Raw genomic sequence first — 10791 nt, forward strand, 5'->3', positions numbered from 1 at the left:
GGCGGGAGCAGGTGTTGCAAAGCGGTCAAACCGCTTTATAATGCCGCTCCTCTCAAGGGCGTCCTTAGCTCAGCTGGTTAGAGCGCCACGTTGACATCGTGGAGGTCGGCGGTTCGATTCCGTCAGGACGCACCAGAGATCCAGAAACCCGTTCAGTGCCTGTCAGGCCCGGACGGGTTTTGTTTTTTGGGTTTCTCGTGACTTCGCCGGAAAGACGCGGCTGCACGCCCGGAGACTCCCCCTGGGGCCCGTGCCTCAACCTGAAGGGCGTCAGCCGGATGCCGGACGCTCACTGGCGGGCGCCGCTGAATAGACCAGCACCTTGAGCGCCCGGTCCGGCGAGGTGTCCACAAAGGCCGGGGGATTCGGCAGCCGCTGCCCGAAGCTCAGGCCGGGTGCCAGTTCGGCCACCCGATCCTGCAGGAAGTCCGGCCCCAGCTTGGGGGAGTTGAGGCACAGCAGCGCGTGCCCGCCTGGCGCCAGCAGGTCCGGCAGGCGCCGGATCAGGCGGGCATAGTCCTTCTCCGCCACAAAACTGCCCTTCTGGTAGCTGGGTGGATCGAGGATCACCAGATCGTAGCGGCCGCCCCGGGTGATCTTGCCCCAGGAGCTGAAGATGTCGTGGGGCAGGAAGCTCGCCCCGGTGGTGAGTCCGTTGAGCTGGTGGTTGCGTTTGCCGATGGCCAGCGCCCCGTCGCTCATGTCCACATTCACCACCTGCCGAGCGCCCGACTGGAGGGCCGCTACCGAAAATGAACAGGTGTAGGCGAACAGATTCAACACTTTCTGGCCCGGTCGTGCCGCCATCTGCCGGCGCACCCAGCGCCGGCCCTCGGCCATGTCCAGGAAGAAGCCGTGGTTCAGTCCCTTCAGCAGGTGCACCCGGAAGGCCGCGCCTTCCTCGCTGATCACATGAGGATCCGGCACGTGCCCCGCCATCAGGCGTGTTTCTGCCCGGGCTTCGTGGCGATACTGAAAGACCCAGGTGAGTGGAGCGCCCGGTTGAAGCGCTTGCCAGCGTTCAGCCAGGGCGGCATGCACCACCGCCAGGTCGTCGTCACTGACCGGAAGAAAGCTGGTCAGCAGCCATACCGGTGGATAGAAGTCCAGCGTCCAGTGCTCGCATCCCGGATACACCCCGCCCCGCCCGTGGAAAACACGCTGGGCATCTGTGGGCACCGTCATCCGGGCAATGGCGTCAAGGAGTGCTTGCATGGGAAGGCATCGGAGAAAGGGCGCGCAATGTACCAGAAAGCGGGGCGTGGTCCAGGAATCTCCTTCGGCCATCATTGCCAGTGCCTTGATGTGGGTCTGGCCATGAGCTTCAATCCAGAGGATCTGCTCCGCTCTTGTGTGTCCGATGAGGTCACGTATTTTTCAGGGAGGCTTGCCATGCGCCGTTCCACCCCTTTTGTGCTCGGTCTTGTGTTTATCGGTTGCGGTCTGGACGGTGTGGCGGCACCACTGCTCTCGGTGGTGCCGGAAAGCGGAATCGCAAACTCCACGGCGCTTGTTTCCCTGGCCTCCTTTTCGCGTACGGGTGATTTCGACGAGGTGTTTGTCAATAACACCGGAAAGCGGATCTACGACCTGCAGTTCGGCTTCACCAACCTGGATGGAGACGCGGGCGGCACCAACAGCAGTCTGTTCCAGTCCGTGCAGTCTGCGCGTTCCGGCTCCAGCCTCCAGTTCCAGACGATGGATTTCAGTTATGCGGGCGGTGGCAACGGGATTGCGCCCGGTCAGCAGTTCCGCGTCACGGCCTCGGGGTTTGGCAGCATTGGCGCGGGGGGCGGGGCGAGCACCCTGAACGTGACACCGACGGTGGGCGGCACCTCACTCCTCAGCGGCTGGGACAGCGGTCCGTCCAGCAACCGGGTGGACCTCTGGTTCCTGGGAGACGGCTACCGGGGTGCGGATCTGGCGGGGGCATTCCGCACCCATGCCACCTCACTGCTGGATTATCTGTTCGGCAGCAAGACCGAGGCAGGGCAGGCTCCCTTCCGCCGCTACCGCAACTTTTTCAATGTACATATGGTGGATGTGATCTCCAACCAGGTCGGCGCCGACAAGCCCTGGCTCAAGGACCCCGCCGGCAACCCGACAGGCATGGTGGATACGGCCCTGAACGGGTGCTATCTCAGCGTGAACACCGTCACCTGTGCCGAATACACAGGTATCGAGCTGGAGGACTACCGGCTCCTCTATGTGGATCAGGCCAGGGCGGACGCCGTGCTCGACGAGCGGCTGGTGGATGCGGCGCTCCGGGAAATGCGCGTCGTCACCGTGAACGACAGCCGGTATGGGGGCGCGGGTGGCGCTTACGCAGTGTATGCGGGTGGGAATGCCCAGGCCCGGGAGGTGGCCATCCATGAACTCGGGCATGCCTTTGGCCAGCTGGGGGACGAGTACCTGGAGCCAGGGGCCAGCCAGACCTACGCCGGGCCTGAGCCAGCCCCGGTGAATCTGACCGCGGACCCCACCTGTGCCAAGTGGTCGGTCTGGCAGGGGACCGAGAACGTGGGCTGTGAAGCAGGAGGAGAGCGCTTCTACACCTCGGGCATCTATCGCCCAACGCCGGCCTCCAGGATGAGCGACAGCCGCCTGCCCTTCGACCCGATCGGGCGGGAAGCCCTGATTCACCAGATCTACACCTATGTGGATCCCCTGGACCGCTACCTGGACAACACGGCCGTGCTGCGTGACCCGGATACGCTGTGGGTCGATGTGGTGGATCCCGCCGTGATCGATGTGGCCTGGTTTGTGGATGGCATCCTGGCGGGTGGCGCCCGGGGCGAAAGCTTTGATCCGGATCTGCTGGGCTTGGGCGAGGGCGATCATGTGATCACCGCCCGTGCCTTCGATACGGCGATCACCGCGGGCAGCGACGGGCCGGACTGGGTCCGGCGGGACAAGGATCTCCTGACCCAGATCGTGAGCTGGAACATTGTGGTCAGCGGCGTGCCGGAGCCGGCAACCGTCGAACTGCTGCTCGTGTCCCTGCTGGGCTGGGTGGCGACCCGGCGCAGCCCGGCCCGCGCAGCATGAGCCCCTGCGCTGGATCCTGAGATCTGGAGATCGCCCGGGCGCCGCGTGCGTCAGGCAATGCTTTCGACGATGCCGCCCTCGACCCGCAAGGCCGCACCGGTAGTCGCACTGGCTTGGGGCGAGGCGGCGTAGACGCACAGATTGGCCACCTCCTCGGGGCTGGCGAAACGCCGGATCAGGCTCGACGGACGGTTTTCGGCGAGGAACAAGGCCTCCATTTCCTGAGCCGATACACCGCGCTCCTGCGCCATGCCCGCGATGAAGGCGATGGCTCCCTCGGTACGGGTCGGCCCCGGCAGAATGGTGTTGACGGTCACGCCGCTGCCCGCCAGCACCTTGGCGAGGCCCCGTGACAGGCCTTGCAGCGCCGACTTGCTGACGCCGTAATGCACCATCTCGGATGGAATGTTCAGCGCCGACTCGCTCGAGATGAACTGGATCCGTCCCCAGCCCCGCGCCTGCATGCCTTGTGCGTAGTGGCGCGCCAGGCGTACACCGCTCATCACGTTGACCTGGAAGAACGCCTCCCAGTCCGCGTCATCGATGTCGAAGAAGGCCTTTACGCCGTAGATGCCGAGGTTGTTCACCAGAATGTCGGCATCGGGCTCGGCCTCGATCAGTGCCTGGCAGCCGCCGGCCGTACCCAGGTCGCCGACCACGCCACGGGCCTGCCCGCCCGCCCGGGTGCTTCGCAGTTGCGTCAGTGCGGCGTCAACCCGTTCCTGCTCGCGGCCGCAGATGATGACGCTTGCACCGGCGTCGGCCAGACCCCTGGCGATGGCGAAACCAATGCCGCCGGTGGAGCCGGTGATGATGGCGGTCTTGCCGGAAAGATCGATGATCATGGGTAAGTCCTCTTTAAAAGTCAGTCGAATCGGAACGCCGACAACGTGGTTTCCATCACCCTGTCGGTAAAGATGCATTGGCCGGCCCCTTCGCTGGCCGCGCCGGCCACCACCATCAGCGGCAGCAGGTGCTCCTCGGCGCGCGGCGGGTGGCACAGCCGGGCCGACGGGGCCTGCTCCCAGGCGGCCAGAGCCTGCTCGCGCTGCGGCGCTGGGGACTCGATCGTGTGCACCAGCCAGCGGTCGAAGGCGTCGGAAATCGGCCCGAAGCGTGCATCGCCATAGCCGCGCATGTTGTGGAAGCTCATGCCGCTGCCGATGATCAGCACACCTTCATCGCGCAACGGGGCGAGGGCGCGGCCGGCATCCAGGTGTGCCTGTGGGTCCAGGTCATGGCGCAGGGAGAGCTGCACCACCGGGATGTCGGCGTCGGGGAACATCAGCTTGAGCGGGATGAACATGCCATGATCGAAGCCCCGCGCAGGGTCCTGTTGGGCCGGCAGGTGGGCCTGACCGAGCAGGCCCGCAATGTGCGCCGCCAGCTGTGGTTTGCCGGGCGCCGGGTAGAGCAGCTCGTAGGTGTGCGGCGGAAAGCCGTAGTAGTCGTAGAAAAGCTCCGGTTGGCTACCGCTGGTGACGCTGAAGGCCGGCTCCAGCCAGTGCGCCGACACCATCACGATGGCAGTGGGGCGCGCTGGCAACGTGTCCGCCACGTTCTTCAGGAAAGCCGCCATGGCGTTCCAGGCATCGGGCGGGTTCCAGTCCATGAAGAAGCAGGGTCCGGCGCCGTGGGGTACGAACAGGGTGGGCATACGGGTAGTGCTGATGGCCGTCATGGTCATGCTCCACTGGGTGAAATTGTGTGGAAAGAGTATCGCCTGGTGCGCTTGGAACGATAATCCGCCGAATATGGCTTTCACTTCCTACCGAAAGGGAGAAATCAAATGCTCGATCGCGTCACTGGCATGCGCGTCTTTGTGCGTGCCGTCAGCGCCGGCAGCCTGAGCGCGGCTGGGCGGCACTTGGGCATGTCCCCGGCGATGGCCACCAAGCATCTCGATGCACTGGAGGCACGCCTCGGGGTCAAGCTCTTGCATCGCAGCACACGCCGGCTGAGCCTGACCGAGGCCGGCAACGATTATCTGGAGGCGTGCCTGCGCATCCTGCCGGAGATCGATGAAGCGGAAGCCAGCGCCGCCTCGCAACGGATCGAGGCACGCGGGCTGCTGCGCATGAACCTGCCCCTGTCTTTTGGTACGCGCTTCATCGCGCCGCTGTTGCCGGCCTTCAGCCAACGCCATCCGGCGCTGAGGGTCGAGCTGGGGCTGAGCGACAGCGTGGTGGACCTGCTGGACGGCGGCTGGGACATGGCAATCCGCATCGGCCGCCTGGCTGACAGCCCGCTGCAGGCGCGCAAGCTTGGCGACTGTGTGGAAAGGGTGTGGAAAGGGTGTGTGCCGCGCCGAGTTATCTCGACCAGCGCGGCGTTCCCCGCCGCGTGGCCGACCTGGCGCAGCACAACTGCCTGGGCTACACCCTGTCGTCCTGGGCTGGCGGCAAGGTATGGGCGTTCGGCCACGATGGCAGCGTGCGCGTCGCCGTGCATGGGGATCTTGCGGCCAACAATGGCGATGCCCTGCTGGCCGCCGCCGTGGGAGGGCAGGGCGTCATCTATCAACCTGACTTCATCGTCTCGGACGCTGTCAAACGCGGCGAGCTTGTGGTCCTCGAACTGGATCTGCCCACCTATGCGCTGGGCGGCATTTTTGCCGTTTACCCGCCGGACCGCCGCCCGCCGGCCAAGGTGCGGGTGATGATTGACTACCTCGCCGAGCGCTTCGCCCCGCAGCCCTTCGTCTGGCCGCGTCGCTGAACCGGGCTGGAGGGTGGAACTGCGGAGGCCAAGCAAGCGCTCCACCGTCCGACGAGTCGCTCACGCCGATCCTTGCGTTTTCAGAACGCAAGGGTGACCTCACTGACAAGCGCTCTTCTTTTTGATTTCCGGTAGCGGGACCATGAATTGCTGGCCAGGCTGGCTGCAACCCGCATCACAGCAACGGCCTGGCTGCTTGTTCTTGGTAATTGGCCGGTTGTCTTCCGTCAGGACGCCACGCTCCAGCAGGCGTTCGACGAGTTCTACCTTGCTGCCCACCGGGTAATTGCGCCAGATTTCCTGCTTCAACGCAGTCGGTGAACCGCCGCCGTGCAGACTGATGAGCGAGTACCAGCCGCCCTGGTAGGAAGCCGTCAAATCCTCGATGAAGCGCGAAACCTCAATACGCTTGTCGTACGGCACGTCGGGGTTGGCGCGCAGCACTTCGGCCAATGTCGCAGCCGTTGCGGGGTTATGGTCTTCGTCCGGTCCTGGCAGGGCAACGATAAGGCCCCCGGATACTTCATGGGCCAGGCGATGCATGTCGTAAATTTGAGTCGAAAGCAGCAATTTTCCGATATTCGAATAGACCGGTTCCGGCATGAAGGTCTTTGAGTACGGGTCCTGAACTGCATAGACGCTGGCGGCCACGCCGCAGGCGTAGAACCCTTCGGTAATCTTGATGAGTTCCACCATCGGGTCACGCAGGTTCGCCTTCTTGTTGGGGTCGAGGCCATTGGCCTCACACATCAGGACACCGGCCCCGATGAGCAGGTCGCCGAAGCCGGCACGGGCGCCGATGCAACTGTGGCGATGATGCGTTGCATAGTTGTAGGTGACGTTTCCGGAAAACTCCCACTCTCCAGACAGGAAGACACGGTCCCAAGGCACAAACACCTTGTCGAAGATGACCACGCCCGTGGATTGACCGTACTTACGAGAGAACAGCGGCGCGCCATGCTCCGGCTTCTCGCCTGGCCGTCCAGCGGGCCGGGCGACAATCGTGACCCCCGGTGCATCGACCGGCACCGCACAGCAAACGGCAAAGTCCGCATCATCCTCACGCATGTTGCGCGATGGCATGACCAGGAATTCATGCACATATGGCGCGCCAGTCACAATCGCCTTGGTGCCAGTGATGACGATGCCTTTCGCATTGCGTTCGACGATATGAACGTACACGTCCTGATTCAGTTGCTGATTCGGACGCTTGCTGCGGTCCCCCTTGGCATCCGTCATCGCGATACCGATGGTCAGGTCTTCATCCTGGACGTGCTGGAGATACGCAGAAAATTTCGAGGTGTACTCGGTCGAACCCTTGGCGTCGTCAATCTTCGTCACTGCCTGCAAGATGCCACCCAGGGCATCGTGGGCCAGATAGCGTTGGGCACACCCAGTTTCCTGGCAAAGGATACGGACAGCCTCCAGCTTGTTGAGCAAGTCGCCCGCCGACTCGTCGATGTGCAGCATCCGGTTAACAGTTTTGCCAGAGACCGTCTGCTTGGCGAGCATCAGGGGGGCCATGGCCGGGTCATGCGCGAAGTCATAGGTGACGGCCATGGCATTGATACCGGGCTGAAGCGACGGCGCATCAACGACCGACTCAATCAATTGCCCATCCACATAGACCGTGGGTTTGTACTTTTTCAGGGATTCACGAAATTCCTTGCCATCCATCAAGCCGCTGGTATCGGGTGCAGTCATGTTCTTTCCTGTAAAACGATGTTTGTAAATTTGAACAGTGTTTAATTTGTAAAAACAGTGTAAAATTCGAGTTATGGAAAAGTCAACTGCCGTTCGAAAAAATACCGCCAAAAAAAGTGGAACTACCGCCGAATCTCGCGTGATCAGGGAAAGCACGCTTAATCAGGCGCGACGGACCCTGATTCTTGATGCGGCGCGTTCAGCTTTTTTTGAGCTTGGCCTGGATGGTGCGAGCCTGCGAGAAATCGCCAAGCGGGCGGGTTATACGCCCGGCGCCATCTACAGCTACTTCGCCAACCTGGAAGAGATTTATGGCGCTCTGCTTGGTGAGTCCCTGCACCGCCTCAATCAGGTGGTCGAGGCTGCCAAGGCGAGTGGCAAGCCGTCATCGGCGCTTGCATTGCTCCGCGCCAGGGCTGAAGCGTTCTATGTCTTCTACCGAGATAACCCCAAGGAGCTGGAGCTGGGCTTCTACCTGTTTGATGGCATGAAGCCTCGCGGGCTGACACCCGAGCTCAACCAGGAGTTAAACGACCAGTTGATGGGTGCTTTGAAGCCTGTCCAGATTCAGTTGGAAGCTTTGGGCCTGAGTGCCGAAGAGGCCGTTCTTGAGACCTGCGCGGTTTTCGCCCATATCGTGGGCCTCCTGGTGCTGAACAATACGGGGCGTATCCGCCTGTTCAGACAAAATCCGGATGCGCTTTTCGAGCGCTATATGGACTCGCTAATTCGGCGCCTGCCTTCAGCATAGTTGTCAAAAGAGGCCTGTAGCGGGGCCGCTTCTTGCCGATCTCCGGGGCCAGGTCGGCCAGCAGCAAGCTTGCCGACGTGAGGGTGTAGTAGCCTGCGATGCGCTGCTCACCGGTGAGCGCCACGAAACAAGCCGCGACGCGGCGCCGGATGTCCTGGGTGACCTGCTCCCGCAGATACTGGTCGAGCGCAGCGGAACCGCAGCGGAACTCTTCGCGCTCATGGGCCGCATTGAATGGGCAGCGTTGTCGCCCGGACTTCCTTCATCCGGCCATGGCCCGGCCATCTCTTTGAATTGCCGGCCTCGCTGGAAGAAATCGTCTTCGGTTCCCGTTTTGATGCGGGTTACCAAGAATCCATGACCCTCTGTCGCTGCTAGTCCCGGCAATAGCCTTCGCCTTCCTTGACTGTGAGACACGTGGATTTCTCGGCGAGCCATTTCATCCCCGTCGCCTCTCCGTTCGTGGCCACGATGCGTTCCTGTATGCCTTCCCGATCGAAGGAGATGTAATCGGAGTTGGCAGTTCCCTCGAAGGTCCGCTCTTTGTCCAGGTCATGGATGATGACGTCAAACTTGGAGTCTGGTCTTGCAACGAGTTTTAGGTAGGTGCCTTCCGGACCATCCCACGTCCCAGTCCAAGGGTGCGGAGCCGGTTCTGTAGAAGGTTCCGAGGCCAACCTGGCGACCGGGTCCAGTTGTGCGGGAAGAGATGGCTGATCTTGCTTCTGGCACCCAGCAGCGAGGGCCAGTGCGACGACAGCGAGAATGGCGATACGGTAGGGTAGGTGCATGAGAATGTGTCCGTGAAACCTAACTTTGTTTTAGGGCGACTGCCCTGCTGTGTAACATCGGCGCTGCTCCGTAACATCGAACTCCGACCTGCGTCGTAATGCGCTGGCCGCCTGAATGTATGAGGCATGAACTGTGCAAAATAACAGTCATGAGAAGCCATACAAACCAGCACCGCACCGTTACCTGCTGGAATTCGATGTGGAGCGGGCGATGGGAATCGAAAACGTCGAGCAGCCACGATCGGGTGGCCCCGCGATCTCTTTAAGCCACTGAAAGTAAAACAACTTCCTTGCCCGGTGAAGCCGCATCTCAGCTTCCATCGGTCCCCGTATCGGGATCCGATTGGACCAGGTTTGACCGAGCGCTGACCAGACGGTCTAGCTTGGTATGCCCGTCAGGCCACTTCCGCCATCAGACTGATGCGCTGCGCGGTAGCTCGAACTTCCTTCATCCGACCGTGGCCCGGAAGCACCTTCTCCGAGACCGTAACCAGACCCGCCCGCGCCAGCTCATCCACATCGCGCTTGACCGCGCTGCGGTCGCGGTGAAGGCGCTCCGAGATCTGGGTGTTTGAGCCGGGCATCTCCTTGATGGCACGGAACAGGGCCAGCCGCGCCGTGGTGATCAGCTTCACGACGTCCGCCGGGTCCTCGAAACTGATCGTGCTCTCGCTGGGCAGTGCCTCGCCGCGATCCGCTGCGCGTGCCAGCTGTCGGCCTCGCCGGAAGAAATCGTCTTCAGTGCCCGTTTTGATCGTCAGCTTGCTCATTTGCAATCCGCCAGCAAGGCCTTGAGGTCCTTGAGCATCAGGAACATGTGATAGGGATCGGTCGGGCTTGGCTCGAAATCCCAGGACTGATACCACTGCCGCGCCGGCTCGTCCTTGGCATGAACGAGCAGGCAACGAACGCCGGCGATGTCAGCCGCTTGTGCCGTGCGCAGCAGCGCATCCTTCAGCAGCGCCATCCCCAAGCCCTTTCCCTGGTGATCACGATCCACCGCGAGCCGTGCCAGGATCATGACCGGCACAGAATGCCTGGCCAAACCTTTCGTTACGCGTGCGGGAGCATCCTCCGGATCGACGCTTCCGACCGCCAGACTATAGAAGCCCACCACCTCGTTGTCCAGGCAGCAAACGTAGGTTTGGGCACTGTTGGCTTTCTGATTGACGAGCGCATAGCGCTGGATGAACTGGTTGAGTGCCGGCTGGCCACAGTCGAACGTCTCCACCGCGTCCACAGCCGAGAGCTTGCGGACCGGCTCATACGCTGCACTCACCCCAGAACCCCGGGCTCGCTGAGCAGCTTCTTCAGGCGCGGCTTGGCTTGCACGGGGCGATCCAGCGCTTGCTGAAATGCCTGCCACTGGTCATCGCCCAGCACAAAGTGACGCCGATCTGCCAGTGCCTGGCTGGCGGCGGTCACCCCGGCATCCAGCAGGAACTCGCTGAGGTTTTTGTGGCAAGCGCTCGCGGCTTCCTGCAGCAGCTGTTTGACGGCGCTGCTGGCCCGGACATCGATCCGCTCGGTTTTGGAGCGGTTCAAGGCGCTCATGGCAACTCCCCTTATTTTGGAACTACCCTCATCATAGCGTCCGGATGATGTCCCGACAATTCAAGCATGCCCAATGGGGCGTGGTAGAGACGCTGCTTAGAACTTGTCCGTAATTAACCGATAATGCGGCTTTCGTTCTTGCTCGGAGCAGGTGCATGGGAGCCAAGTCGTGGGAAGTGACGGATGCGTTCTGGAGTCGCGTGGAGCCGTTGGTTCCGGCTAGAC

At 62.2% G+C, this 10791-nt stretch carries 11 protein-coding genes, 1 tRNA gene and 1 pseudogene; 5 read left to right on the forward strand and 8 right to left on the reverse strand.

Going from position 1 to position 10791, the window contains the following annotated elements:
• Positions 1 to 58 precede the first annotated feature (58 nt).
• Positions 59 to 135, forward strand: a tRNA-Val gene (locus PHD22_RS14650).
• A gap of 135 nt (positions 136 to 270) precedes the next feature.
• Here the strand turns inward: PHD22_RS14650 and PHD22_RS14655 are convergent.
• Positions 271 to 1215 carry a class I SAM-dependent methyltransferase gene (locus tag PHD22_RS14655; protein ID WP_299868412.1) on the reverse strand — a complete coding sequence of 315 codons (945 nt, stop codon included), beginning with the start codon at positions 1213 to 1215 and terminating at the stop codon, positions 271 to 273.
• A 177-nt stretch (positions 1216 to 1392) separates the two neighbouring features.
• Here PHD22_RS14655 and PHD22_RS14660 point away from each other — a divergent pair, with 177 nt between their 5' ends.
• Positions 1393 to 3048 (forward strand): M64 family metallopeptidase, encoded by a 1656-nt coding sequence (locus PHD22_RS14660; protein WP_299868415.1) that lies wholly within the window; start codon positions 1393 to 1395, stop codon positions 3046 to 3048.
• Positions 3049 to 3098: 50 nt separating this feature from the next.
• Here PHD22_RS14660 and PHD22_RS14665 read toward each other — a convergent pair whose 3' ends face one another.
• Together PHD22_RS14665 and PHD22_RS14670 are read right to left on the reverse strand one after the other, a co-directional pair.
• Positions 3099 to 3893: an SDR family NAD(P)-dependent oxidoreductase gene (locus PHD22_RS14665; protein WP_299868419.1), complete on the reverse strand. Its 795-nt coding sequence runs from the start codon at positions 3891 to 3893 to the stop codon at positions 3099 to 3101.
• A gap of 20 nt (positions 3894 to 3913) precedes the next feature.
• Positions 3914 to 4729: a class III extradiol ring-cleavage dioxygenase gene (locus PHD22_RS14670; RefSeq protein WP_299868421.1), complete on the reverse strand. Its 816-nt coding sequence runs from the start codon at positions 4727 to 4729 to the stop codon at positions 3914 to 3916.
• Between the two features lie 129 nt (positions 4730 to 4858).
• Here PHD22_RS14670 and PHD22_RS16945 point away from each other — a divergent pair.
• A pseudogene (locus PHD22_RS16945) lies at positions 4859 to 5260 on the forward strand (LysR family transcriptional regulator); the annotation flags it as partial.
• Between the two features lie 74 nt (positions 5261 to 5334).
• Positions 5335 to 5766: a substrate binding domain-containing protein gene (locus PHD22_RS14680; RefSeq protein WP_299868427.1), complete on the forward strand. Its 432-nt coding sequence runs from the start codon at positions 5335 to 5337 to the stop codon at positions 5764 to 5766.
• Positions 5767 to 5865: 99 nt separating this feature from the next.
• On the opposite strand, the gene PHD22_RS14685 is transcribed toward PHD22_RS14680, so the two are convergent.
• Positions 5866 to 7470 (reverse strand): 4-hydroxyphenylacetate 3-hydroxylase N-terminal domain-containing protein, encoded by a 1605-nt coding sequence (locus PHD22_RS14685; RefSeq protein ID WP_299868429.1) that lies wholly within the window; start codon positions 7468 to 7470, stop codon positions 5866 to 5868.
• Positions 7471 to 7543: 73 nt separating this feature from the next.
• Here PHD22_RS14685 and PHD22_RS14690 point away from each other — a divergent pair, with 73 nt between their 5' ends.
• The gene (locus tag PHD22_RS14690; protein ID WP_299868432.1) at positions 7544 to 8221 is read left to right on the forward strand and encodes a TetR/AcrR family transcriptional regulator; all 678 of its coding nucleotides are present in this window, start codon (positions 7544 to 7546) and stop codon (positions 8219 to 8221) included.
• A gap of 374 nt (positions 8222 to 8595) precedes the next feature.
• Here PHD22_RS14690 and PHD22_RS14695 read toward each other — a convergent pair whose 3' ends face one another.
• The 4 genes from PHD22_RS14695 to PHD22_RS14710 all read right to left on the reverse strand — a co-directional run bounded on the left by PHD22_RS14695 (position 8596) and on the right by PHD22_RS14710 (position 10566).
• Positions 8596 to 9012, reverse strand: coding sequence for a hypothetical protein (locus PHD22_RS14695; RefSeq protein WP_299868435.1), 417 nt, complete (start codon positions 9010 to 9012; stop codon positions 8596 to 8598).
• Positions 9013 to 9407: 395 nt separating this feature from the next.
• Complete coding sequence (locus PHD22_RS14700) at positions 9408 to 9782, reverse strand: MarR family transcriptional regulator (protein ID WP_299868438.1); 375 nt, start codon at positions 9780 to 9782, stop codon at positions 9408 to 9410.
• On the reverse strand, positions 9779 to 10291 hold the full coding sequence (locus tag PHD22_RS14705; RefSeq protein ID WP_299868441.1) for a GNAT family N-acetyltransferase: 513 nt from the start codon (positions 10289 to 10291) through the stop codon (positions 9779 to 9781). The genes PHD22_RS14700 and PHD22_RS14705 overlap by 4 nt, the downstream gene beginning before the upstream one ends.
• Complete coding sequence (locus PHD22_RS14710; protein WP_299868444.1) at positions 10288 to 10566, reverse strand: DUF1778 domain-containing protein; 279 nt, start codon at positions 10564 to 10566, stop codon at positions 10288 to 10290. Before PHD22_RS14710 ends, PHD22_RS14705 begins: the two co-directional genes overlap by 4 nt.
• Positions 10567 to 10791: the final 225 nt, after the last annotated feature.

Source organism: Zoogloea sp., from assembly GCF_028693495.1.
In the GTDB taxonomy this organism is placed as follows: Bacteria; Pseudomonadota; Gammaproteobacteria; order Burkholderiales; family Rhodocyclaceae; genus Zoogloea.

Bases quoted from the DNA above. Each gene is read 5' to 3' on its own strand.
- PHD22_RS14665 (WP_299868419.1), bottom strand. From the start codon at position 3,893: ATGATCATCGATCTTTCCGGCAAGACCGCCATCATCACCGGCTCCACC.
- PHD22_RS14710 (WP_299868444.1), bottom strand. From the start codon at position 10,566: ATGAGCGCCTTGAACCGCTCCAAAACCGAGCGGATCGATGTCCGGGCC.
- PHD22_RS14670 (WP_299868421.1), bottom strand. From the start codon at position 4,729: ATGACGGCCATCAGCACTACCCGTATGCCCACCCTGTTCGTACCCCAC.
- PHD22_RS14655 (WP_299868412.1), bottom strand. From the start codon at position 1,215: ATGCAAGCACTCCTTGACGCCATTGCCCGGATGACGGTGCCCACAGAT.
- PHD22_RS14700 (WP_299868438.1), bottom strand. From the start codon at position 9,782: ATGAGCAAGCTGACGATCAAAACGGGCACTGAAGACGATTTCTTCCGG.
- PHD22_RS14660 (WP_299868415.1), top strand. From the start codon at position 1,393: ATGCGCCGTTCCACCCCTTTTGTGCTCGGTCTTGTGTTTATCGGTTGC.
- PHD22_RS14695 (WP_299868435.1), bottom strand. From the start codon at position 9,012: ATGCACCTACCCTACCGTATCGCCATTCTCGCTGTCGTCGCACTGGCC.
- PHD22_RS14685 (WP_299868429.1), bottom strand. From the start codon at position 7,470: ATGACTGCACCCGATACCAGCGGCTTGATGGATGGCAAGGAATTTCGT.
- PHD22_RS14690 (WP_299868432.1), top strand. From the start codon at position 7,544: ATGGAAAAGTCAACTGCCGTTCGAAAAAATACCGCCAAAAAAAGTGGA.